19 protein-coding genes and 2 pseudogenes are annotated in these 23,561 nt (G+C 72.6%); 7 read left to right on the top strand and 14 right to left on the bottom strand.

Annotation, left to right across the window (positions count from 1 at the left end):
* Positions 1–24 precede the first annotated feature (24 nt).
* Genes ACOBQU_RS31595 through ACOBQU_RS31585 form a run of 3 tightly spaced genes read right to left on the bottom strand, consistent with a single transcriptional unit; the run spans position 25 to position 3,550 of the window.
* Positions 25–804, bottom strand: a complete 780-nt coding sequence (locus ACOBQU_RS31595; protein ID WP_423631804.1) for a 3-oxoacyl-ACP reductase — start codon at positions 802–804, stop codon at positions 25–27.
* Complete coding sequence (locus tag ACOBQU_RS31590) at positions 801–2,213, bottom strand: aldehyde dehydrogenase family protein (RefSeq protein WP_423634841.1); 1,413 nt, start codon at positions 2,211–2,213, stop codon at positions 801–803. The genes ACOBQU_RS31595 and ACOBQU_RS31590 overlap by 4 nt, the downstream gene beginning before the upstream one ends.
* On the bottom strand, positions 2,180–3,550 hold the full coding sequence (locus tag ACOBQU_RS31585; protein ID WP_423631802.1) for a glutamine synthetase family protein: 1,371 nt from the start codon (positions 3,548–3,550) through the stop codon (positions 2,180–2,182). The genes ACOBQU_RS31590 and ACOBQU_RS31585 overlap by 34 nt, the downstream gene beginning before the upstream one ends.
* Before the next feature lie 78 nt (positions 3,551–3,628).
* Between ACOBQU_RS31585 and ACOBQU_RS31580 the strand changes: the two genes are divergently transcribed.
* The 3 genes from ACOBQU_RS31580 (at position 3,629) to ACOBQU_RS31570 (ending at position 6,650) form a co-directional block, all read left to right on the top strand.
* A complete protein-coding gene (locus ACOBQU_RS31580; protein WP_423631800.1) occupies positions 3,629–4,351 on the top strand; it encodes a FadR/GntR family transcriptional regulator in 723 nt (240 codons plus the stop codon).
* A 106-nt stretch (positions 4,352–4,457) separates the two neighbouring features.
* Complete coding sequence (gene eat / locus ACOBQU_RS31575; RefSeq protein WP_423631798.1) at positions 4,458–5,903, top strand: ethanolamine permease; 1,446 nt, start codon at positions 4,458–4,460, stop codon at positions 5,901–5,903.
* A gap of 45 nt (positions 5,904–5,948) precedes the next feature.
* Positions 5,949–6,650 (top strand): gamma-glutamyl-gamma-aminobutyrate hydrolase family protein, encoded by a 702-nt coding sequence (locus tag ACOBQU_RS31570; protein WP_423631796.1) that lies wholly within the window; start codon positions 5,949–5,951, stop codon positions 6,648–6,650.
* A 135-nt stretch (positions 6,651–6,785) separates the two neighbouring features.
* Here the strand turns inward: ACOBQU_RS31570 and ACOBQU_RS31565 are convergent, their stop codons facing one another.
* A complete protein-coding gene (locus ACOBQU_RS31565) occupies positions 6,786–7,688 on the bottom strand; it encodes a LysR family transcriptional regulator (RefSeq protein WP_423631794.1) in 903 nt (300 codons plus the stop codon).
* A 142-nt stretch (positions 7,689–7,830) separates the two neighbouring features.
* Between ACOBQU_RS31565 and ACOBQU_RS31560 the strand changes: the two genes are divergently transcribed.
* Positions 7,831–8,961, top strand: a complete 1,131-nt coding sequence (locus ACOBQU_RS31560; protein WP_423631792.1) for a TDT family transporter — start codon at positions 7,831–7,833, stop codon at positions 8,959–8,961.
* Here ACOBQU_RS31560 and ACOBQU_RS31555 read toward each other — a convergent pair.
* The 4 genes from ACOBQU_RS31555 to ACOBQU_RS31540 form a co-directional block, all read right to left on the bottom strand.
* Positions 8,930–9,670, bottom strand: coding sequence for a helical backbone metal receptor (locus ACOBQU_RS31555; RefSeq protein WP_423631790.1), 741 nt, complete (start codon positions 9,668–9,670; stop codon positions 8,930–8,932). The genes ACOBQU_RS31560 and ACOBQU_RS31555 overlap by 32 nt on opposite strands.
* Positions 9,671–9,673: 3 nt before the next feature.
* The gene (locus ACOBQU_RS31550) at positions 9,674–10,249 is read right to left on the bottom strand and encodes a helix-turn-helix domain-containing protein (RefSeq protein ID WP_423634839.1); all 576 of its coding nucleotides are present in this window, start codon (positions 10,247–10,249) and stop codon (positions 9,674–9,676) included.
* Positions 10,250–10,489: 240 nt separating this feature from the next.
* Complete coding sequence (locus ACOBQU_RS31545) at positions 10,490–13,108, bottom strand: ABC transporter permease/substrate binding protein (RefSeq protein ID WP_423631788.1); 2,619 nt, start codon at positions 13,106–13,108, stop codon at positions 10,490–10,492.
* The gene (locus tag ACOBQU_RS31540) at positions 13,101–14,345 is read right to left on the bottom strand and encodes a quaternary amine ABC transporter ATP-binding protein (RefSeq protein ID WP_423631786.1); all 1,245 of its coding nucleotides are present in this window, start codon (positions 14,343–14,345) and stop codon (positions 13,101–13,103) included. The genes ACOBQU_RS31545 and ACOBQU_RS31540 overlap by 8 nt, the downstream gene beginning before the upstream one ends.
* A 416-nt stretch (positions 14,346–14,761) precedes the next feature.
* Between ACOBQU_RS31540 and ACOBQU_RS31535 the strand changes: the two genes are divergently transcribed.
* Positions 14,762–15,676, top strand: coding sequence for a 5'-3' exonuclease (locus ACOBQU_RS31535; protein WP_423634837.1), 915 nt, complete (start codon positions 14,762–14,764; stop codon positions 15,674–15,676).
* Positions 15,677–15,726: 50 nt separating this feature from the next.
* Positions 15,727–16,571 (top strand): annotated as a pseudogene (locus ACOBQU_RS31530) (siderophore-interacting protein).
* A 181-nt stretch (positions 16,572–16,752) separates the two neighbouring features.
* Here ACOBQU_RS31530 and ACOBQU_RS31525 read toward each other — a convergent pair.
* Positions 16,753–17,355 (bottom strand): GNAT family N-acetyltransferase, encoded by a 603-nt coding sequence (locus tag ACOBQU_RS31525; protein WP_423631784.1) that lies wholly within the window; start codon positions 17,353–17,355, stop codon positions 16,753–16,755.
* A gap of 56 nt (positions 17,356–17,411) precedes the next feature.
* Here ACOBQU_RS31525 and ACOBQU_RS31520 point away from each other — a divergent pair, with 56 nt between their 5' ends.
* A complete protein-coding gene (locus tag ACOBQU_RS31520) occupies positions 17,412–18,365 on the top strand; it encodes a pseudouridine synthase (protein ID WP_423631782.1) in 954 nt (317 codons plus the stop codon).
* 42 nt (positions 18,366–18,407) lie between these two features.
* Here the strand turns inward: ACOBQU_RS31520 and ACOBQU_RS31515 are convergent, their stop codons facing one another.
* The 5 genes and pseudogenes from ACOBQU_RS31515 to ACOBQU_RS31495 all read right to left on the bottom strand — a co-directional run bounded on the left by ACOBQU_RS31515 (position 18,408) and on the right by ACOBQU_RS31495 (position 23,052).
* Entirely contained in the window at positions 18,408–19,829 is a 1,422-nt protein-coding gene (locus tag ACOBQU_RS31515; RefSeq protein ID WP_423634836.1) for a cytochrome P450, read from the bottom strand.
* A 141-nt stretch (positions 19,830–19,970) separates the two neighbouring features.
* Positions 19,971–20,600 (bottom strand): GTP-binding protein, encoded by a 630-nt coding sequence (locus tag ACOBQU_RS31510; RefSeq protein WP_423631780.1) that lies wholly within the window; start codon positions 20,598–20,600, stop codon positions 19,971–19,973.
* A complete protein-coding gene (locus tag ACOBQU_RS31505) occupies positions 20,581–21,018 on the bottom strand; it encodes a DUF742 domain-containing protein (RefSeq protein ID WP_423631779.1) in 438 nt (145 codons plus the stop codon). Before ACOBQU_RS31505 ends, ACOBQU_RS31510 begins: the two co-directional genes overlap by 20 nt.
* On the bottom strand, positions 21,015–21,422 hold the full coding sequence (locus ACOBQU_RS31500) for a roadblock/LC7 domain-containing protein (RefSeq protein ID WP_423631777.1): 408 nt from the start codon (positions 21,420–21,422) through the stop codon (positions 21,015–21,017). Before ACOBQU_RS31500 ends, ACOBQU_RS31505 begins: the two co-directional genes overlap by 4 nt.
* Positions 21,419–23,052, bottom strand: a pseudogene (locus tag ACOBQU_RS31495) (ATP-binding protein). The gene ACOBQU_RS31500 and the pseudogene ACOBQU_RS31495 overlap by 4 nt, the downstream one beginning before the upstream one ends.
* Positions 23,053–23,561: the final 509 nt, after the last annotated feature.

Genomic DNA, 23,561 nt, shown 5'->3' with positions numbered 1-23,561 from the left:
TCGGCTGGGTGACGTCGGGGTGGACTACAGGGGCGTGACGTACGCGCCGGAGATACCGCCGTCGACGAGGAAGTCCGTGGCGTTCACGAACGCGGAGTCGTCGCTGGCGAGGAAGGCGACCGCGGCGGCGATCTCCTCGGCCTCGGCGAAGCGACCCACGGGGATGTGCACCAGGCGGCGGGCGGCCCGCTCGGGGTCCTTGGCGAACAGCTCCTGGAGCAGCGGGGTGTTGACCGGCCCCGGGCACAGCGCGTTCACGCGGATGCCCTCGCGGGCGAACTGCACGCCCAGCTCCCGGGACATCGCGAGCACGCCGCCCTTGGACGCGGTGTACGAGATCTGCGAGGTGGCGGCGCCCATGCGGGCCACGAAGGAGGCGGTGTTGATGATGGAGCCCTTGCCCTGGCGGCGCATGTAGGGGATGGCGGCCTTGCAGCACAGGTACACGGAGGTGAGGTTGACCTCCTGGACGCGCTTCCAGGCATCGAGGCCGGTGTCCAGGATGGAGTCGTCGTCGGGCGGCGAGATGCCCGCGTTGTTGAAGGCGATGTCGACGCTGCCGTAGGTGTCGTACGCCGTCTTGAACAGCGCCTCGACCTGCTCGGCGTCGGTGACGTCGACCTTCACGTACGTCCCGCCGACGTCCTCGGCGGCCTTCTTGCCCGCGGTCTCGTCGATGTCGCCGCAGACCACGTGGGCGCCCTCGGAGGCGAGGCGGCGGGCGGTGGCGAGGCCGATGCCGCTGCCCGCGCCGGTGATGACGGCGGTGCGGCCGACGAGGCGACGGCAGATGTTCTCGGTCACTGGGCGGGCCCTTCCGTGCTGATGAAGACGTTCTTGGTTTCGGTGAAGGCGGCGAGGGCGTCCGGACCCAGCTCGCGGCCGAGCCCGGACTGGCCGTAGCCGCCGAAGGGGGTCCAATAGCGCACGCTGGAGTGCGAGTTGACGGACAGGTTCCCGGCGCGCACGGCCTGGGAGACGCGCAGCGCGCGGCCCACGTCCCGGGTCCAGATGGAGCCCGACAGGCCGTAGTCGGTGGCGTTGGCGAGGCGCACCGCCTCGGCCTCGTCCGCGAACGGCAGCACCACGGCGACCGGCCCGAAGACCTCCTCGACGGCGACCGGCGAGGTGGGGGCGGCGTCGGTGAGGACGGTCGGCGGGAACCAGAAGCCGGGGCCCTCGGGGGCGCTGCCGCGGATGCCCGTGCCGGACGGCACGTAGGAGCGCACCCGCTCCAGCTGGGCGCGGGAGATCAGCGGGCCCATCTGCGTCTTCTCGTCCGCCGGGTCGCCGACGACGTACGACTCGACGACGGGCGCCAGGACCTCGACGAAGCGGTCGTAGACGGAAGCCTGGACGAGGATGCGGGTGCGGGCGCAGCAGTCCTGCCCGGAGTTGTCGAGGAACGAGCCGGGCGCGGCGAGGGCGGCGGCCTCCACGTCGGCGTCGGCGAAGACGATGTTCGGGCTCTTGCCGCCGAGTTCCAGGGTCAGGCGCTTCACCCGGTCGGCGCACTTGGCCATGATCCGCTTGCCCACGCCCGTCGATCCGGTGAACACGATCTTGGCGACGCCGGGGTGCTCGACGAGCGCGTTCCCGGCGACGGCACCCTCGCCGGGCAGGACCTGGAACAGGCCCTCGGGCAGGCCCGCCTCCAGGGCGAGTTCGGCCAGGCGCAGCGCGGTGAGCGGGGTGGTCTCGGCGGGCTTGAGGACGACCGCGTTGCCCGCCGCGAGCGCGGGGGCGGTGCCCCAGGCGGCGATGGGCATGGGGAAGTTCCAGGGCGCGATGACGCCGACGACGCCGAGGGGTTCGAGGATCGTGACGTCCAGGCCGCCGGGCACCGGGATCTGACGGCCATTCAGGCGCTCGACGCCGCCCGCCGCGTAGTCGAACAGGTCGCGGGCGTTGCCCGCCTCCCAGCGGGCGTTGCCGATGACGTGCCCGGCCTCGCGGACCTCAAGGCGGGCCAGCTCCTCGATGTGCCCGTCGATGACGGACGCGAAGCGGCGCAGGAGGCGGGCGCGGTCGGCGGGGGCGACGGCGGCCCACGCGGTCTGCGCGGCGGCGGCGCGGGCGACGGCCGCGTCGACGTCGGCCGGGGTGGCGGCGGGGACGGTCGCGACGACGTCCTCCGTGGCCGGGTTGAGTACCTGGAGTTGTTCGAGCAAGTCGTGCCTCACATGCGTTCGAAGGAGCGGCGCAGCTCCCAGTCGGTCACCGCGGAGTCGAAGGCGTCCAGCTCGACCCGCGCCATGTTGCGGTAGTGCGCGACGACGTCGGCGCCGAACGCGGCCTTGGCGATGGGGCTGTTCTCCCACAGCTCGGCGGCCTCGCGCAGGGTCGTCGGGACGTGTGCGTAGTCGGCCGTGTAGGCGTTGCCCTCGCAGGCCTCGGGCAGTTCGAGGCCCTGCTCGATGCCGTGCAGGCCCGCGGCGACGAGTCCGGCGACGGCCAGGTGCGGGTTGACGTCGCCGCCGGGCAGGCGGTTCTCGAAGCGCAGGGAGCGGCCGTGGCCGACGACGCGCAGCGCACAGGTGCGGTTGTCGTAGCCCCAGGCGGCGGCGGTCGGGGCGAAGGTGCCCGGCTGGAAGCGCTTGTAGGAGTTGATGTTGGGCGCGTACAGCAGGCTGAAGTCGCGCAGCGCGGCGAGCTGTCCGGCGAGGAAGTGCCGCATGACGGGCGACATGCCGCCGGGGTCGTCCGGGCCCCCGGCCATGGCGTTGTTGCCGTCGGCGTCCTGGAGCGAGAGGTGGATGTGGCAGGAGTTGCCCTCGCGCTCGTTGTACTTCGCCATGAAGGTGAGCGAGACGCCCTCCTGCGCGGCGATCTCCTTGGCGCCCGTCTTGTAGATGGCGTGCTGGTCGCAGGTGACGAGGGCCTCGTCGTAGCGGAACACGATCTCGTGCTGGCCGGGGTTGCACTCGCCCTTGGCGGACTCCACGGTCAGGCCCGCGGCGGCCATCTCGTTGCGGATGCGGCGCAGCAGCGGCTCGATGCGGCCGGTGCCGAGGACGGAGTAGTCGATGTTGTACTGGTTCGCCGGGGTCAGGCCCCGGTAGTCGGCGTCCCAGGCCTGTTCGTAGGTGTCCTTGAAGACGATGAACTCCAGCTCGGTGCCGACGTGCGCGGTGTAGCCGTGCTCGGCGAGCCGGTCCAGCTGGCGGCGCAGGATCTGGCGCGGGGCGGCGGCGACCGGGGAGCCGTCGCTCCAGGCCAGGTCGGCGATGAGCAGGGCGGTGCCCGCGTTCCAGGGCACCCGGCGCAGGGTGGCCCGGTCGGCGTGCATGGCGAAGTCGCCGTAGCCGCGCTCCCAGGAGGACATCGCGTATCCGTCGACCGTGTTCATCTCCGTGTCGACGGCCAGGAGGTAGTTGCAGCCCTCCGTGCCGTGCTCCAGGACCTCGTCGAGGAAGAAGCGGGCGGCGAACCGCTTGCCCTGGAGCCGCCCTTGCATGTCGGGGAAGGCCAGGACGACAGTGTCGATCTCGCCGCTCGCCACGAGGGCTCTCAGCTCCTCGACGCCGAGCGGGGGTGTGCGGTCTGCCACGGGAAAAGCCTCCTTGGGTCAGCCGAGTGGCCATAAGGTATGGGGAGAAACCATTGCTTGGGAAGGGGGTCCGGCAACATGTCGCACACGGATGCCGACGGCGGCCTCGCGACGGTACTGCGGCCCGTGCGGGCGGGCAACGGCTTCGAGGAGGCCCTGGAGCAGATCCTCCAGGTGGTCCGCCTCGGCCTGGTGCCCGGGGGCGAACGGCTGCCGTCGGAACGGGAGTTGGCCGACCGGCTCGGCATCAGCCGGGTCACCCTGCGGGAGGTCCTGAAGGTCCTCCAGGACCAGGGGCTCGTGGAGTCGCGGCGGGGGCGCTACGGCGGCACGTTCGTCCGCCCGCGCCCCGAGGCGCCGGGCGAGGACGAGCTGCGCCGCCGCATCCGGGGCGTCGACGTCGAGGACGCGCTGCGCTTCCGCGAGGTCCTGGAGGTCGGCGCGGCCGGTCTGTGCGCCGACGGCCTCGACGACGAGCAGGGCGGGCGCCTGCGCGCCGCCCTCGCGGACACCCACGACGCGCCGCTCGCCGACTACCGCAGGCGCGACACGTTCCTGCACCTCACGCTGGCCGAGCTGTCCGGCTCGCCGACGCTCGCCGCGCAGTACGCGGCGGTCCGCGCGACCGTCAACGACCTGCTGGACTGCATCCCCCTGCTCGTACGCAACCTGGAGCACTCCCAGCGCCAGCACACCGCCCTGGTGGAGGCCGTGCTCGACGGGGACCCGGACGGGGCGCGGGAGATCATGCGGGAGCACTGCGCGGGCACGGCGGCGCTGCTGCGCGGCTTCCTGACCTGAGCGGCACGGGTTCACCAGCACGTTGCGCACGGGGCTTGATTTCTGCCCGCCCGCACCGCAAAGGTATGGCCCCAATCCATTAACGCCGCCCCAGGGGAGCTCCCTCATGACGCTGGAGTCCGCCAAGCCACGTGCCGCCGACGAGGGCGACGACTACCTCCGGCGGCGTGCCCTGCGCCGCGGCAACGCGGGCTGGGTACTGCTCACCGGCCTCGGCGTCGCGTACGTCGTCTCCGGTGACTACTCCGGCTGGAACTCCGGCCTGAAGGAGGGCGGCTTCGGCGGCCTCGCCATCGCCATGGCGCTGATGGGCCTGATGTACACGTGCATGGTGTTCTCGCTGGCCGAGCTGTCGTCCGTGCTGCCGACGGCGGGCGGCGGCTACGGCTTCGCCCGGCGCGCGCTCGGCCCCCTGGGCGGCTTCCTGACGGGCACGGCCATCCTCATCGAGTACGTCCTGGCGCCCGCCGCGATCTCCATCTTCATCGGCGACTACGTGGAGTCCCTCGGCCTGTTCGGCCTGGAGTCCGGCTGGCCCGTCTACCTGGCCTGCTTCACGCTCTTCATCGGCATCCACCTGTGGGGCGTGGGCGAGGCGCTGCGCTTCAGCTTCGCCGTCACGGGCATCGCCGTGGCCGCGCTGCTCGTCTTCGCCGTCGGCGCCCTCAGGGAGTTCGACGGCTCACGGCTCAACGACATCCCCGTGGACCACGGCGCGTTCGGCGCCAACTCCTGGCTGCCGCTGGGCATCCTCGGCATCTGGGCGGCGTTCCCGTTCGGCATGTGGTTCTTCCTGGGCGTGGAGGGCGTGCCACTGGCCGCCGAGGAGACGAAGGACCCGGCGCGGACGCTGCCCCGTGCGATCCGCTGGTCGATGGGCATCCTGGTGGCGCTCGCGCTGCTCACCTTCCTCGCCGCGGCCGGGGCGCGCGGCTCCGCCGCCATCCAGGCCACGGGCAACCCGCTGGTGGACGCGCTCAAGACGGACGGACGGCAGACGGCCCTGAGCCGGATCATCAACTACGCCGGTCTCGCGGGCCTGGTGGCGTCGTTCTTCTCCCTGATCTACGCGGGCTCCCGGCAGCTGTTCGCCCTGTCCCGCGCGGGCTACCTGCCCCGCTTCCTGTCCCTGACCAGCCGCCGCAAGGCGCCCTATCTGGGCCTGCTCGTGCCGGGCGCGATCGGCTTCTCGCTGGCGGCCGCCACCGGGGACGGGCCGCGCATGCTGAACGTCGCCGTCTTCGGCGCCACGATCTCGTACGCCCTGATGTCCCTGTCGCACATCGTGCTGCGCCGCCGCGAGCCGGGCCTCGCCCGCCCCTACCGCACGCCCGGCGGAATCCTCACCTCGTCGGTGGCGCTCGTCCTGGCGTGCGCGGCACTGGTGGCGACGTTCCTCGTGGACGTGACGGCGGCCCTCATCGCGCTCGGCGTGTACGTCGTGGCGATCGCGTACTTCGGCCTCTACAGCCGCAAGCACCTGGTGGCGCGGGCCCCCGAGGAGGAGTTCGCCGCGCTCGCCGCGGCCGAGGCCGAACTGGAACGGAACTAGCAGGACGAGAGCAGGACGAGAGAGGGACGGGAGAAGGAGTTGACGGTGAACGGGAACGGCAAGCGGCCCCTGATCGGCGTGAGCACGTATCTGGAGGCCGAGGCCCGCTGGGGCGTGTGGGCGCTGCCCGCGGCGCTGCTGCCCGCCGGGTATCCGCGCCTGGTGCAGGCGGCGGGCGGCCTCGCGTCGATGCTGCCGCCGGACGATCCGGCGTACGCCGCCGAGGTCGTCGCCCGGCTCGACGGCCTCGTCGTCTCGGGCGGCCCCGACGTGGCGCCCGAGCGGTACGGCGCGGTCCGCGAGGAGCGCACCGGGCCGCCCGCGCGGGAGCGGGACGCCTGGGAACTGGCCCTGATCGAGGCCGCGCTGGCGACGGACACGCCGCTGCTCGGCATCTGCCGCGGCATGCAGCTGCTGAACGTCGCGCTCGGCGGCACGCTGGTCCAGCACCTGGACGGCCACACCGAGTCCGTCGGCGTCTTCGGCACCCACCCGGTCAAGCCGGTCCCCGACACGCTGTACGCGTCGATCGTCCCGGACGCGACGACGGACGTCCCCACCTACCACCACCAGGCCGTGGACCGCGTCGGCACCGGCCTGCGCCCCAGCGCCCACGCCGAGGACGGCACCGTGGAGGCCATCGAACTCCCGGACCGGACCTGGGTCCTGGGCGTCCAGTGGCACCCCGAGATGGGCACGGACACACGGGTGATGGCGGCGCTGGTACGGGCGGCAGCCGTGCGGTAGCCGTTGTGGGCGGTCGTTCCGCTGGGGCGGAACGGGTGGGCACAACGGACGGCGCCCTTTCCGCCGCCGGGCAGCCCCACCGCGGGCAGCCCCACCGCGGGCACGCGCCGCAGGCGCCCACCGCGGGGCACCCGCCTACCGATCCCCCCGCGTGAGCCCCAGCAGCTCCCGCGCGGGCCCGGTCGGCACGTGCCCCGTCGGCCACACCGCCCGCAGGTCCCGCCGCAGCCGGATCCCCTCCACGGGAACCCGCACGAGCCGCCCCGCCCCCAGCTCCTCCCCCACCGCCAGCTCACTGAGCACGGCGGGCCCGGCCCCGCTGACCGCGGCCGACTTCACGGCGGTGGTGGAGGACAGCTCGAGCAGCGGCGCCGCCAGCCCGCCGAGCGCCGCGTCGAGGACCTGCCGGGTGCCGGAGCCCTCCTCCCGCAGGATCAGCGGCGTCGCCGCCAGCTCCGCGGCGCCGAGCGGCGCCCGCCGCCGCGCCCAGGGGTGCCCCGGCGCGGTCACCACCAGCAGCCGGTCGTGCCCGACGACGGCCGCGTCGAGCCCGGCGGGCACCCCGACCCCCTCCAGGAACCCCAGGTCGGCCTCCCCGCCGAGCAGCTTCCGCGCGACCTGCGCGGAGTTCCCCGCGAGCAGCGACACGGCCGTGTCGGGCCGCCGCGCCCGCAGCGCGATCAGCCAGCCCGGCAGCAGGTACTCGGCGATGGTCATGCTGGCGGCGACCCGAAGCCGCGAGTCCCGCCGGTCCCGCAGCGCCTGCGCGCCCGCGTCGAAGGCCTCCGCAGCCTCCACGATCCGCCGCGCCCAGTCGGTGACCAGCGCCCCGGCCTCCGTCAGGCGCGAACCGCGCGGCGAGCGGTCCACCAGGGCCACGCCGAGCTGCCGCTCCATGGACCGGACGCGTCCGCTCGCGGCGGGCTGGGTGATGCCCAGCTCGCGCGCCGCCCGCCCGAGGCTCCCCAGGCGCGCCACGGCGAGCAGCAGCTCAAGCGCGGCCAGGTCCGGCACCCGGTGCGCGAGCCGCACCCCCATGGACGTATCCGACGTAGACGTAGCCGACGTAGGCGTATACGACGTAGACGTATCCGACGCACCTGAGGTCATAAGCCCAGGTTATGCCCCCATAGCCCGAAGATCCCTACTGGCGCCGCCCCGCCGGGCGCACCGTGGACTCATGGTCACCGCAGCACCCAGCCGCCCCCGCGCCCGCCTCCGCCCGGCCCCCCGCCCCGGCACCGCCCGCGCCGCCGTCCGCCACCTCGGCCCCAACTGGTACGCCGCCGTCATGGGCACCGCGATCATCGCCAACGCGGGCGTCGCGCTGCCCTGCGCGATACCGGGCCTGCGCACGGCCTGCGCGGCGATATGGGCGCTCGCCCTGCTGATGCTGACCGCCCTGCTGCTCGCCCGCGCCGCGCACTGGGTCCACCACCGGGACCAGGCCCGCGCGCACCTCCTCGACCCGGCGATGGCACCGTTCTACGGCTGTCTGTCCATGGCGCTGCTCGCGGTGGGCGCCGCCACCGTGCTCGCGGGCCGGGACTGGATCGGCCTGGACACGGCGGTGGCGCTGGACGCGGCGCTGTTCACGGCCGGTGCGGCGATCGGCCTGGCCGCGGCCGTGGCGATCCCGTACCTGATGGTGGTCCGGCACCGGATCACCGCCGAGCAGGCGTCGCCGGTGTGGCTGCTGCCCGTCGTGGCGCCCATGGTCGCGGCGGCCGTGGGCCCGCTCCTGGTGCCGCACCTGCCGTCCGGGCAGGCTCAGCGGACGCTGCTGTACGCCTGCTTCGCGATGTTCGGCATGAGCCTGCTCGCCACCCTGGTCATGCTGCCGCTGATCTTCGGCCGCCTGGTGACGGGTCCCGCGCTGCCGCTCGCGCTCACCCCGACCGTGTTCCTGGTGCTGGGCCCGCTCGGCCAGTCCACGACGGCCGCAGCCAAGTTCGCCGACGCCGCCCAGGGCCCGCTGCCCGCCCCCTACGACCAGGGCTTCGCCGTCTTCGCCGCGCTGTACGGGGTGCCGGTGCTGGGCTTCGCGCTGCTGTGGCTGGCCCTGGCGGCCGCGCTGGTGGTGCGCGCCCGGCGCGCGGGCATGGGCTTCGCGATGACCTGGTGGGCGTTCACCTTCCCCGTGGGCACCTGCGTCACGGGCGCCGAGGGCCTGGGCAGGCACACCGGCCTCGCCGCGTACGACTGGCTGGCCGTCGCCCTGTTCGCCCTGCTTGTGGCCGCCTGGGCGGTGGCCCTGACGCAGACCGCTCGCGGCCTGCTCAGCGGACGGCTGCTCGCAGCGCCGCGCTGAGCACGGCGGGGGCCTCGGCGAGGGACGGCCCGTACCAGGTCAGGTGGCGGCCGCTGACCAGCGCGACCGGCACGCTCGCCGGGAACGCCTCGGGGCCGTCGTCGCGCGTGAAGCGGTACGGCTCGTCCGGCAGGACCACCAGGTCCAGGTCGGCGGCGCGCAGGTCGTCCAGGGGCACGCGGGGATAGCGCTCATCGTGCCTGGCGTACGCGTTGTCCACGCCGAGGCGGGCCAGCAGGTCGCCCGCGAACGTGTCCCGGCCGAGCACCATCCACGGCCTGCGCCAGATGGGCACCGCCGCTCTCGGTCTGATGGCCGGGCGCGCCGGGTCGAGCCAGGCGGCCTCCGCCCGGTCGAGCCAGGGCGGGCGCGCGGGGCCGCCGCAGGCCGCGAGGACCCGCGCCAGCTCGGCGAAGGCCTGGTCCAGGCCGCGCACCTCGGTGACCAGGACGTCCAGGCCCGCGGCGCGCAGGGCCGCGAGGTCGGCGGGGCGGTTCTCCTCCTCGTTGGCGATCACCAGGTCCGGGGCGAGCGCGACGATCGCGGGCACGTCCGGGTTCTTGGTGCCGCCGACGCGGACCACCCCGAGGTCGTCGAGGTCCGCGGGGTGGCTGCACCAGTCGGTGGCGCCGACCAGCGCGCCCGGCACCGTCACGGCGACCGCCTCGGTCAGCGACGGCACCAGGGAGACGACCCGCGTGTCCGCCACCGCTCAGTGCCGCCGGTCGTCGACGGCCTCGATGTGGTCTCCCACGGCGACGACGAGGACCCGCGCGTCGGCGGCCGTCGCCCGCCACCGGTGGCGCACCCCGCCCGTCAGGTACAGCGAGTCCCCGGGCCCCAGGCGGTAGGCGCGACCCTCGGCCTCGACCTCGACGGCGCCGCCGATGACGTACATCAGCTCGTCGTTGCGGTGCTGGAACTCGCGGCCCTCGTCGTGGTCCCCCACGTACTCGAAGGCGTGCAGCTGGTGGTGGCCGCGCACCAGGTCCCGCACGTGCGTCTCGGGCGTGCCGCCCTCCAGGCTCACCTCGTCGGCGGCGCGCACCAGGTCGACCGTGCCGGTCGGGTCGGCGGCGGCCAGCAGCTCCACGGCGGTGGTGCCGAGGGCGTCGGCGACCCGCTCCAGGGAGCGCATGCTGGGCCGGGCCCGCTCGTTCTCCACCTGGCTCAGGAACGGCACCGACAGGCCGCTGCGCCCGGCGACGACCGCGAGGGTGAGCTCAAGCTGGCGGCGGCGCCGCCGTACGGCCGAGCCCACCCGGAGGTTGTCCTTGTGCTCGTCCATCGCCTCGGCTCCCTTCTTCTTCTCTGCGCGCATCGGTCAACTTGCCGTGCCTGTCCGGTCACCCTGAAGGGTTTTCTGCACCCTACGCATGTTCGCCAAACGGTTTTACCCAGTTGGGCGGTTCCGGCCGGGCGCGAGGGGCGCGCGCGAACGCCGGACGGGCCCCATTCAAGCCCGTCCGGCGTTCGAGGACGAGGCGCCGAGCGCCGACGAAGAAGACGAAGAAGACGAAGAAGGGGCCTACTGCGGAGCCATCCGCCCGGGAACCTCCGGGTGCTCCTTCAGCCACGCGGCCACGGCCTCCTCCTCGTGCCCCTTGCCGCGCTTCTTGATCTCGTTCTCCAGGCCCGCCAGCTCCGCCTCGCTCATCTTGAAGTTCTTGAACCACTTCGTGAGCTGCGGGTACTGCTTCGGGAACTGCTTGCTGGCGATCGTCCGGATCGTGTCGCCCTTGCCGAAGGCGCCCTTGGGGTCCTTCAGCTTGGTCAGGTCGTACTCGTTGTACGCCCAGTGCGGCGACCAGAGCAGGACCGCGACCGGCTCCTTCTTGGCGTACGCGCGCTTCAGCTCGGCGAGCATCGCGGGCGTCGAGCCGCTGGCGATCTTGTACTCGCCGTCCAGGCCGTAGCCGGGCAGCACCTCGTCCTTGAGCTTCTGCATGACGCCGGTGCCCGGCTCGATGCCGACGATCTTGCCGCCGAACTTCCCGGCCTTGCCCTTGAGGTCCGCGAGCGACTTCACGTCCTTCACATACGACGGCACGGCGACCTCGAGCGACGTCGGGCTGTACCAGGTGCCCAGGTCGACGAGGTTGTCCTTGTGCTTGTCCCAGTAGTTCTTCTGGGTGCTGGGCAGCCAGGCGTCGAAGTTCACGTCCAGGTCGCCCTGCGCGAGGCCGGTGTAGACCGGGCCGACGTCGGACTGCGACAGCTTCAGCTTGTAGCCGCGCCGCTCCAGGACGTTCTTCCACAGGTAGGTGACGGCGACGTCCTCATCCCAGGGGAACCAGGCGACGTTCAGCGTCCGCTTGGCCTCGGCGGGCGTCGACCCCTTGCCGCCCGCGACGGGGGCCCACTTGTCGACCAGGCCGGGGTGCCGCTTCAGCCAGGCGCGCACGGCGTCCCGCTGGTTGCCCTTGCCCGCCTTGTTGATCTCCGCTTCCAGACTCGTGAGCTGCTTCTCGCTCATCTTGAAGTCCTTCAGCCACTTGGCGACCTCGGGGTGCTCGCCGCCGAAGCCCTCGCGGGCCAGCGTGTGCACGCCGTCGCCCTTGCCCCAGGCGCCCTTGGGGTCCTTCAGCTTCTTCAGGTCGAAGTCGCTGTACGCCCAGTGCGGCGACCACAGCGTGACCAGGATGGGCTCCTTCTTGGCGTACGCGCGCTTCAGCTCGGCGAGCATCGCGGGCGTGGAGCCGTCGACGACCTCGTAGTCCTTCTCCAGGCCGTACTCCTTGAGGACCTTGTCCTTGAGGAGCTTCATCATGCCCGCGCTGGACTCGATGCCGATGACCTTGCCCTTGAAGGTGCCCTTCGCGCCCTTGAGGTCATCGAGGGAGTCGACGTCCTTCATGTACGACGGCACGGTCAGCTCCAGCGATGTCGGGCCGTACCAGGCGCCGAGGTCGTCCAGCTTGTCCCCGTACTTCTTCCAGTACGACTCGTGCGTCACCGGCAGCCAGGCGTCGGTCTGGAAGTCGATGTCGCCCTGGGCGAGCGAGGTGTACAGCGGGCCCGCGTCGAGCTGCTTGGTGTTCACCTTGAAGCCGCGCTGCTCCAGGATCTCCTTCCACAGGAAGGTGGAGGCGACGCCCTCGTCCCAGGGGATGTAGCCGACGTTCAGCTCCTTGCCGTGGCCGACGTTGCTGCCGCCGGACGCGGCGGTCGCCTCGTCGTCGGAGCCGCCGAAGACGCCCACGCCGCCCGCGACCAGCGCCAGCACGACGACGCCGACCACGGCGAACGCCGGGCGGGGCCGGTAGTTCCAGGGCTTGACGCCCTGCGCGGCGCGCGCCTTGGCGGCGGCGCGGCGGCCGAGCGGGGACACCTGGGTGCCCAGGGCGCTGGTCATGCGGTCCAGGTAGATCGCGAGGATCACGATGGAGACGCCGGACTCGGCGCCGAGGCCCACGTCGAGCTGGCCGATGGCCTCGTTCACGTCGGCGCCGAGGCCGCCGGTGCCGACCATGCCCGCGATGGCGGCCATGGACAGGCCGAGCATGATGACCTGGTTGACACCCGCCATGATCGTCGGCAGGGCCAGCGGGAGCTGCACGCGGAACAGGATGTTGCGGGGCGTGGTGCCGAACGCGTCGGCCGCCTCCACCAGCTCCTTGTCGACCTGGCGGATGCCCAGCTCCGTCATGCGCACGCCCGGGGCGAGCGCGAAGATCAGCGTCGCCACGATGCCCGCGGGGCCGCCCATGCCGAAGAACAGGATGGCCGGAATGAGGTAGACCATCGCCGGGAGCGTCTGCATGAGGTCAAGGACGGGCCGGAGCAGCGCGCTGACCCGGTTCGAGCGGGCCGCCCAGATGCCGAGCGGCACGGAGATCACCAGCGCGATCACCGTGGCCACGAGCACCAGCGAGAGCGTGATCATCGCGTTGTCCCACAACTCCAGGGAGTCGATGAACGCGAAGCCCACGAACGCCAGCACACCGGCGCTCAGACCGCGCAGCCAGAACGCGATGACGGCGAAGATGCCCGCGAGCAGCAGCGGCTCGGGGGCCTGGAGCAGGTCGACCAGGTTGTCGTTCATGCCGCTGAGCACGGACTTGACGAAGTCGAACAGCCAGTCGAGGTGCTGGGTGAGCCAGTCGACCGCGTCGTTGACCCAGTCGCCGAGATGAATCCTAGGCACCGCTGCTCACCTTGCCCACGCTCTTGCCGCCGTCGCTCCCGGCGCGCCGGGCGCCCTCGACGTCGTCCTTGCCCGCGTCCTTGCCCGCGCCCTTGCCGCTCTTGTCGGGACCCCTGTCGGCGTCCCTGACCTGCGCCGGGACGGCGGCGTTCGGGGCCGCCTCCTGCTGCGTGCTGGGCTCGCCGAGCACGGCGAGCAGCCGGGCCCGCGGGACGACGCCGATGAGCGCGCCGCCCTCGTCGGTCACGGCGACGGCGACGCCGCTGGTGGAGCACGGCGTGAACAGCTCGATGATGGGCGTGTCCGCCGAGACGGTCGCGGGCGCCGCCGCGAGCACGTCGGCGGCGGTGTGCAGTTCCTTGCCGTCGGGCGTGGTGGTGCCGTACGCGGTCTCGGGGTCGGCCATGATGGCGCCCGCGGTCAGCACCCGGGAGCGGTCGACGTCCTGCGTGAACGCGGCGACGTAGTCATTGGCCGGGGTGACGAGGATGTCCTCGGCGGTGCCGGTCTGCACGATGCGGCCGTCGCGCATGACGGCTATCTGGTCGCCGAGGCGCATGGCCTCGTTCAGGTCGTGGGTGATGAAGACGATGGTTTTCTTCAGCGTCTTCTGCAGCTCCAGGAGCTGGTCCTGCATGTCGCGCCGGATCAGCGGGTCGAGCGCGCTGAAGGACTCGTCCATCAAGAGCAGGTCGGCGTCGGTGGCCAGCGCGCGGGCGAGGCCCACGCGCTGCTGCATGCCGCCGGACAGCTCGTCGGGCCAGGACTTCTCCCAGCCCTTGAGCCCGGCGAGCTCAAGCGCCTCGGTGGCCCGCTTCTCGCGCTCCGCGCGCGGCAGGCCCTGCACCTCCAGGCCGTACGCGGCGTTCTCCAGGACGCTGCGGTGCGGGAAGAGCGCGAAGTGCTGGAAGACCATGCTGATCTTTTTGGAGCGCACCTCGCGCAGCTCGCGGGGGCTGAGCCCGGTCAGGTCCTGACCGTCGAAGAGCACCTGTCCGGCTGTTGGCTCCGAAAGACCGTTGAGCATGCGCAGCAACGTGGACTTGCCGGATCCGGAGAGACCCATCACGACGAAGATCTGGCCCGGCTCGACGGTGAAGGACGCGTCGATCACCGCGGCGGTGGTTCCTTCGGCGCGCAGTTCCTCACGGTCGGCTCCGTGGCGGAGTCTCTCCACCGCGTCAGCGGGTCGTCTGCCGAACACCTTGTACAGGTGCTCGGCTTGCAGCCTGGACACATACACCTCTCGGGTTGAAGCACGACGGCCCGCCTCCCCCGTTGGCGGGCCGTGGAGCGGCGCGGGGTCTGCCCGCTTCCCGGTCGGTCGACCTCAAGAATCCACACTTCAAGAAGTTGAAAACGCGACCGAGCCCGCTCCGCGTGCGCGCCTGCCCCCACTGGCGTGGCGCAAACCAAAGAGTGCCCCAGGTCACACCGGCCTCCTCATCGGCGCTTCGCGACGGCGCGTGCGGTAGATCCAGCCCGTCCGGCGTTTGAGGACGAGCCGCGCAGCGGCAATCAAGCGGGGTGTCAGGGGCGGCAGCCCCTGGTTTCGGTGAAGGGGCGGGCCTGGGGCGCCACCCGCGAGGCCACCCCCCGGCTGTCGTACCCGTGCGGCAAGATGCCCCCGTGACTCAGCAACCGCGGCGGCTCATGCTGCTCGACACGGCATCCCTGTACTTCCGCGCCTACTTCGGCGTGCCGGAATCCGTCCGCGCCCCCGACGGCACCCCGGTCAACGCCGTCCGCGGCCTCCTCGACTTCATCACCCGCCTCGTCCAGGACCACCGCCCGGACGACCTGGTGGCCTGCATGGACGCGGACTGGCGCCCGCACTGGCGGGTGGAGCTCATCCCCTCGTACAAGGCGCACCGCGTCGCCGAGGAGGCCCCCGCCGACTCCGCGGCCCCGGACGTCGAGGAGACCCCGGACACCCTCTCCCCGCAGGTCCCGGTCATCGAGGACGTCCTGGACGCGCTCGGCATCGCCCGGGTGGGCGTCGCGGCGTACGAGGCCGACGACGTGATCGGCACGTACACGGCGCGCGCCACGGGCCCGGTCGACATCATCACGGGCGACCGCGACCTGTTCCAGCTGGTGGACGACGCGCGCGGCATCCGCGTCCTGTACCCCCTGAAGGGCGTCGGCACCCTCCAGGTGACGGACGAGGCCCTGCTGCGCGAGAAGTACGGCGTGGACGGCCCCGGCTACGTCGACCTCGCCCTGCTGCGCGGCGACCCCAGCGACGGCCTGCCCGGCGTCCCCGGCATCGGCGAGAAGACCGCGGCCAAGCTGCTCGACGCCTACGGCGACCTGGCGGGGATCATGGCCGCGGTCGACGACCCGTCGTCCAAGCTGACGCCGTCGCAGCGCAAGCGGCTCGACGCCTCCCGGGCGTACGTGGCGGTCGCGCCGAAGGTGGTCCGGGTCGCCGACGACGTGCCGCTGCCGGACGTCGGCACCGCGCTGCCCCGCGAGCCCCGCGACCCGGTCGCCCTGGACGACCTGGCGGCCCGCTGGGGGCTCGGCGGTTCGCTGGAGCGCCTTCTCAGCACGCTGCGGCAGTGAGGTGTTAGGTTAGGTAAACCTAACAAATAGTAGATCAGGGGAGGCACGTCATGGCCGAGCGGCCCGCACGCAAGGCTCCGAAGCCCCATCTGGCACAGGTCGTCCGCACGGAACGCCTGACCCCCCATATGCAGCGCGTGATCCTGGGCGGCGACGGCCTCGCGGAGTTCAGCGCCGAGGAGTTCACCGACCACTACGTGAAGATCCTCTTCGCCCCCGAAGGCGTGACCTACCCGGAGCCCTTCGACATCCAGCGCGTCCGCGCGGAGCTGCCGCGCGAGCAGTGGCCCGTGACGCGGACGTACACGGTGCGCTGGTGGGACCCCAGGGCCCGCGAGCTGGCCATCGACTTCGTGGTGCACGGCGACGAGGGCCTGGCCGGGCCCTGGGCGCTGCGCGCCGAGCCCGGCGACACGGTCCGCCTCCTCGGCCCCGGCGGGGGTACGCCCCGGACCCGGCCGCCGACTGGCACCTGATCGCCGGTGACGAGAGCGCCCTGCCCGCGATCGCCGCCGCGCTGGAGGCGCTGCCCGACGGCGCCGAGGTCCGCGCCTTCGTGGAGGTCGAGGGCCCCGACGAGGAGCAGCCGATCAAGACGGGCGCGGAGGTCGTCTGGCTGCACCGCGGCGCCCGGCCGGTCGGCGAGATGCTCGTCGAGGCCGTCCGCGCCCTGGACTTCCCGGCGGGCGACGTGCAGGCGTTCGTCCACGGCGAGGCGGGCTTCGTGAAGGAGCTGCGCCGGATCCTGCGCGTGGAGCGCCAGATCCCGCGCGAGCGGCTGTCCATCTCGGGCTACTGGCGCCTCGGCCACAACGAGGACGGCTGGCAGGCCTCGAAGCGGGAGTGGAACGCGCAGGTGGAGGCGGAGCAGGAACCCGCTGCTGCGCAGGGCTGAGCCGTTTTCTGGCGTGGGCGCCCTTTCCTGGCGTGGGTGCCCTCTGCCGGGCATCCGCTGCCCGGCGCCCCCCTGTCATCGGCCTCCGGCCTCGTCCTCAAACGCCGGACGGGCTTGATTTCCTACCGGCGCCGCAGGCTCGCGGAAGGCGGCCTCAGAAACCCCGGGCGCCGGGGTGGCCTCAGGTGCCGGACGGGTCTGGTTCCCTGGCGGCGATCCGCGCGTGCAGGTGCATGTCGTGCCAGCCGTCCTCGTGCAGCAGGGCGCTGCGCTTGGTGCCCTCCGCCGCGTAGCCCGCCCTCAGGGCCACGCGGCACGACGCCTCGTTCTCCGTCGAGTGAGTCAGCTCCAGGCGGTGCAGGCCCACCTCGTCCAGGGCCCAGGACGTCAGGGCCTGCACGCCGCGGGACGCGACACCGCGGCCCCGCGCGCCCGGTGCCGTCCAGTACGCCATCTCCGCCTGGCCGTCGCCAAGGGCGATCATCCGCAGGGCGACCCGCCCCAGCACGGCGTCGGAGTCCGCGTCGACGACGGCCCACTGCGCGGACTTCTCCTCGTACCACTCCTCACGCCAGGTCTCGATCCACGCGCGGGCCTCGTCGACGGAGTCCGCGACCCGCGCGTGCCAGCGCTGGAGCAGCGGGTCCTGGAAGGCCGCGTACACGGCGGGCGCGTCCTCGGGGTCCCACGGGCGCAGGCGCAGGCCGCCGGACGCGGGCAGGGCGGGCTGGTCGCGCTCGGCGAACGTACCCGGGCGCACGACGTCGGAGATCTTGTAGGGCATGGGCTCATCCTGCGCCACGGCCCGGCCCCCGCCCCAGCGAATTACGCTTGCCCCTTGTGAGACGCAAGACCCGCATCCCGCCCGCTCCCCTGCCGCAGCGCGACGGCGTCGACCCCGTGCGGGTGCGGCTCCCGCAGGGCGGGGCGTGGCCGACCGTGCGCGACCACCTCGTGGCGCGGCTCGCGGCCGGGCCCGACGTCATCGACGGGATGTTGCGCGCGGGCCGGATCGTCGGCGCGGACGGGACGCCGGTCACGCCGGACACCCCGTACGCGGCGGGCCTGTACGTGTGGTTCCACCGCGACCTGCCCGCGGAGCCCCGCGTCCCGGGCACCCTGGACGTGGTGTACCGCGACGAGCACATCGTCGTCGCCGACAAGCCGCACTTCCTGGCGACCATGCCGCGCGGCAGCCACGTCGCCGAGACCGCCCTGGCCCGGCTGCGCGCCCGGCTCGGCGTCCCCGCGCTCAGCGCCGCCCACCGCCTGGACCGGCTCACCGCCGGGCTGCTGCTGTTCACCGTGCGGCCCGAGGAGCGCGGCGCGTACCAGGCGCTGTTCCGCGACCGGCGGGTGCGCAAGGAGTACGAGGCCGTGGCCGCGTACGACCCCGATCTCGCGCTGCCCCGCACGGTCCGCAGCCACCTCGTCAAGGACCGCGGTGTGCTCGCCGCGTACGAGGTGCCGGGCGCCGAGCCGAACAGCGAGAGCCGCGTCGAACTCCTCGCGCACGACGGCCGCCTAGGGCGCTACCGGTTGATCCCGCACACCGGCCGCACCCACCAGCTCCGCGTCCATATGAACGCCCTCGGCCTGCCCCTGCTCGGCGACCCGCTGTACCCCGCGGTGCGCCCGCCCGCGGCCCCCGACGACTTCCGGCGCCCGCTCCAACTGCTCGCTCGCGCCCTGGAGTTCACCGACCCGCTCACCGGCGTCGCGCACCGCTTCGTCAGCGGGCGGGCCCTCGGCGCGTGGACGTCGTACGAGACCTGGGCCGACGGCGGCGCCTGACAGCCGCGCCGCCGTTCCCGACGCTCCCGCCGCTCCCGGCGCTCAGTAGCCGCGCCACCACTCCAGGAACCGCCGCCAGGCGCCCTTGCGCCGCGCGGGCTCCGGCTCCGGCTCCGGGGCGGCGGCGGGGGCGGGGGCCTCGGCCACCGGCGGCGGGGCCACCGGCGGCACCGGCTGCGGCAGCGGCGACGACACCTCCCAGCCCTTGCGCGGCCCGGGGACATGCGCCGCGGGCCGGGCGGTGACGTCCTGCGGCGGCCGGGCGCCGAACGTCACCGGCAGCGCCACCAGGTGCCGCGACATGATGGTCGAGCGCCAGCTCAACTCGCTCTCGTCCACGGCGAGTTCCACGTCGGGCAGGCGCATCAGGAGCGCGTCCACGCCGGTGTCGGCGATGGCGCGGCCGATGTCCTGGCCCGGGCACTCGTGCGGCCCGCCGCTGAAGGCGAGATGGGCGCGGTTGCCCTGCATGCTGGCGCTCAGGTCGGGGCGCACCACGGGGTCGACGTTGCCCGGCTGGATGCCGAGCAGCAGGCCGTCGCCCGCCTTGATGTGCTGGCCGCCGAGCTGGGTGTCCTGCTTGGCGAAGTAGCCGACCATCGCGCTGAACGGCGGCTCGTCCCACAGCGACTGCTCGACCGCCTCCGGCACGGTCATCTGACCGCCGCTGAGCTGGGCGCGGAAGCGGGGGTCGGTGAGCACCATGCGCAGCACGTTCGCGATGAGGTTGGCCGTCGCCTCGTACGCGGCGATCAGGACCAGGCGCAGATGGGCGGCGACCTCGTCGTCGGTGAGCTGCTGGGGCTGGGCGATCAGGGCGCTGGTGAAGTCCTCCTCGGGCTGGGCGCGGCGGCGCACCACGTGCCGGGTGAGGGCGTCCATCACGAACTGGTTGCTGGCGATGGCCGTCTCGGTGCCCTTGATCATGTCGCGGGCGGCCTGCACCATGCGCTCGCTGTAGTCCTCGGGCATGCCGAGGACGTGCAGCATCACCATCATCGGCAGGTGCTCGGCGAACTGGCTGACCAGGTCGGCCGTGCCGCGCTCGCAGATCTCGTTGAGCAGCTTGTTGCTGTAGCGGTTGATGTGGCGGCGGATGCCGCGGTGGTCGATGGTGTCCATGGCACCGGTGACCGCGCCGCGCAGCCGCTGGTGCTCGGCGCCCTCGGCGAAGGTGCACATCGGCTGCCAGGTGAAGACGGGCGCGAGCGGGTGGTCGGGGCCCGCGGTGCCGTCCTTGACCGCGGTCCAGATGCGCGAGTCGCGGCAGTACTGGGACGGCGTGCGGACCATGTGCAGGTTCTCGCTGTGGCCGAGGACCGCCCAGACGCGTACGTCGTTGTGGATCAGCGCGGGCGCCACGGGGCCGTGCTCGGCGCGCAGCTTCTCGTACACGCCCGCGAGGTCCTCGTCGGCCTCGGGGCCGTACAGCCTGCGCAGGCCGCCCGCGCCGATGCCGGAGATCCGATGGGCCGGGCAGCCCGGCGGGGCCTGGTCGGTGCCCGGCGGGGGCTGGGCGGGAAGAGGGGAACGGGAGGAACGGGAGGGGCTGGGGGAGGCGTCACGGTGGTCGCTCCGGGGGTTCGCTGACGTTGCTGGGATGGCTCAGGCCTTGGCCATGGCGAGGGAGTGCAGATACCGCATGAGGGTCATCAGGGTGTCCCGGCTGGAGGCGCGGCGGCGCGCGTCGCAGTGCACGATCGGCACCTCCGGCTCCAGGTCGAGCGCGGTGCGCAGGGCCTCTATCGGGTGCCGGGGCGCGTCGGGGAAGTCGTTGACGGCGATGATGAACGGCACGCCCTTCTCCTCCAGGCGTCCGATCACGTCGAAGCTGACCTGGAGGCGCCGGGTGTCGATGAGCACGACGGCGCCGAGCGCGCCTTCGAACAGGCCGTTCCACAGGAACCAGAACCGCTCCTGGCCGGGGGTGCCGAACAGGTACAGGACCAGCTCCTCGGAGATGCTGATCCGGCCGAAGTCCATCGCCACGGTGGTGGCGGTCTTGGTCTCGGAGCCGTAGTTGTCGTCGACGCCGATCCCGGCCTGCGTCATGGTCTCTTCGGTGGTCAGCGGGCGGATCTCGCTGACGGAGCCCACCATCGTCGTCTTGCCCACGCCGAACCCGCCCACGATGACGACCTTGACGGCCGCGGCGGCCGTCGCGGGCAGCACGTCCTGCTCGCGCGGCCCGGTGATCGTGCCGGAGGTGAGCGTGTCAGAGCTTTTGAAGTCCATGCATCACCGCTTCGAGAAGGGAACGGTCGGGGAGCGCGGAGCGCACGATCGGGGCGCGCGCCTGCACTAAGTCCGCCGCGAGCAGCTCCGTCAGGAGCACGGTCACCACGCTGAACGGCAGCGCCAGATAGGCCGAGACCTCCGCGACGGACAGCGGTGTCTGGCACAGCCGCAGCACGGCGGACTGCTCCGGCTGCGCCGTCGGCGACGGGTCGCCCTTGGCGACGATCAGCGTGACCAGGTCGAGCGGGGCCCGTTCGGTGTCCTCTCCGGTGAGGATGTACAGCCGCGCGGGGTTCGTCGACAGCTCCGGGCTCTCGGGGGGCACGGGGCTGCGGCGCTCCCGCCGGACCGGCACGTCGGCCTGGAAGCGGGGATCGGTCGGATCGTGGTGGACGGGGTCTTGCGGATGAGTCATACGGCCTGCCCGTCTCGCCGGGGCGGGCTCGTCAGATGGGCGCCGATCCGTACGACGAGGTCACGCATGCGGTTGCCGATGAGGCCCGCGTCGACGGTCTCCTCGGCGAGCACCGCCAGATAGGCACCGGCTCCGGCGGCCATCATGTAGAAGTAGCCGCCGTTGACCTCGATGATCACCATGCGCATCTTGCCGTCGCTCTCGGGGATCTCGGTGGCGACGGCCGCCGCGAGGCTCTGCAGTCCGGCGCAGGCGGCGGCGAGGCGGTCGGCCGCGTCCGGGTCGCCGCCGTAGCGGGCGATGCGCAGGCCGTCGGCGGAGAGCACCACGATCTGCCGGGTGCCGTGCACGCCGTCGGCGAGTTCCTTGAGCATCCAGTCGAAGTTGGCCCGCTGCTGGATCACTTCCAGCCTCCCTCGTCGGCGTGGTCGGTGCTGCCGTGGTCGTTCTCGGTGCGGACCTGCCCCGGTGCCGCCGGGCCGCCCGGCCGGTCACCCGCGCCGGGGTCCTCGCCGTTCACGCCCTTCATGAAGGCCTCGATCCACAGGCCGGGTTCCTTCTCCTCGTGCTTGCGCACCGGTTCGGGCGGGGGCGGCGGGGCGGCCGCCATGGCCTCCTCGGCGCGCCGCTGCGCCTCGGCCTCCTGGGCGTAGCGCTCGCTGAGCGGCATCTTGACTCGACTCCTGCGCTGCGGGAGGCCGTTGGCCGTCCACTCGGTGACTTCGGGGATCTCGTCCTCCATCGACGCGGTGAGCGGCATGGAGGGGCGCGGCACCGTGGTGACCTTCCGCGGCTTCTTACGCCGGATGCCGCGTTCCTCCACGATGATCGTGCCGTCCGCGTCGACGCGCGGCACCGCGGAGGCGCCGATGCCGTGGGCGAGTCCGGGCGCGGGCTCGGTGGTGAGCATGTCGCGCGGGACGATCAGGACGGCGCGCACCCCGCCGTAGGCGGACTGCCGCAGGGACACCTGGAGGTTGTACATCTGCGAGAGCCGTCCGACGACGGCCATGCCGAGCCGGGGGGTCTCGCCGAGGTCGTTGAGGTCCATGCCCTCCTTGGCGCGCTCCAGCATCCGCTCGGCACGGGCGCGGGCCTCCTCGCTGAGGCTCACGCCGCCGTCCTCGATCTCCACGGCGATGCCGGTCTGCACCTCGACGGCGGTGACGTGCACCCGGGTCTGCGGCGGCGAGTAGCGCGTCGCGTTGTCGAGGAGTTCGGCGCAGGCGTGGATGAGCGGCTCGACCTTGGTGCCGTGGATGTTGACGTTGGCGATGGAGTGCAGGTCGACGCGCTGGTACTCCAGGATGCGGGACATGGCGCCGCGCAACACGCTGAACAGCGGTACGGGCTTGGGCCACTGGCGTCCGGGGCGGGCGCCGCCGAGCACGGTGATGGAGTCGGCGAGGCGGCCGATCAGCGCGGTGCCGTGGTCGATGCGCAGCAGGTCGTCGAAGACCTCGGGGTTGCGGCCGTGGAACTCCTCCATTTCGCGCAGTTCGGCGGACTGCTGGTGGACGATGGACTGCACCCGGCGGGCGATGTTGACGAAGGCGCGCTGGGAGTTCTCCCGCATCGCCTCCTCGCGGTCCAGGATGTCCAGGATGGAGCGCAGCAGGATGCGCTGGGACTGCGGGATCCCGCGGTTGGCGGGGTCGCCGTCGATGACGCGCCGGATGACCTCCGAGGGGGCTCGCCCTGCCGGACCCGGTGGAGGGTGACGGGCAGCAGCTCGCGGCCCAGGCGCACGGTGTCCTCGTCGAGGGACTCGATGCGCCGCCGCAGCTGGGCGACCTGTTCGGCGTGGCTGCCGCGCAGGTCCCGGATGACGCGGCCGCGGCGGGCGGCCTCGGCTCCGACGGCGATCACCAGGAGGGTGGCGACGGCTCCGCACAGGGCCACGGCGCTCCGGGCGGGCACCGCCACCACGGCGACGGCGGCTCCGGAGGCGGCCGCCATCAGCAGGGCGGGCAGCAACAGCACACGTGCGTAAGGGACTTCTCGGCCACCGGGAGGCGATTGAACACTCACCATGTATGCCCTCTGAACACTCGTCTTGGGGAGGAAGGTTGGGGGAAGTTGCGGGGGATGTCGTGGGGGAAGCTGAGGAGGAGATCGGGGAGGAAGCCGACCAGGACGTCGAGGAGGAGGCGGGGAGGAGGCGGGGAGGAGGCGGGGGAAGAAGCTGAGGCGATGGGCAGGGAGGAAGGGGAGGAAGCAGGGAAGGAAGCAGGGGAGGAAAACGACCTATCGAAAAATGACGAACAAGCGCGCGAATCTAACGCAACTCGTTCAACTCGCCGCGCTCCGGGCGAGCTTAGTCCGCTCACATCACCCTGGAGTCATATTCGGCAACCCTCTGCGAGCGCCCGCCAACACCCCTAGACTCGTCTCTATTTACACGCTTGGCGATCACTCGAACGCGGGTGGTGAGCACCTCGAACGCGGCCGCGCCGAGCCCTCGGGGCCGGTGACCCCCGCTCTTCGCCCCCGCCCCGCCCTCCGGCCGCCCCGTCCCGCGCCCCGCGTGTACGAAACCGGAG

The organism is Streptomyces sp. G45, from assembly GCF_049542095.1.
GTDB lineage: Bacteria > Actinomycetota > Actinomycetes > Streptomycetales > Streptomycetaceae > Streptomyces.
Note: the sequence above shows the minus strand (reverse complement) of the source record. Positions and strands in the feature narration are given on the sequence as shown.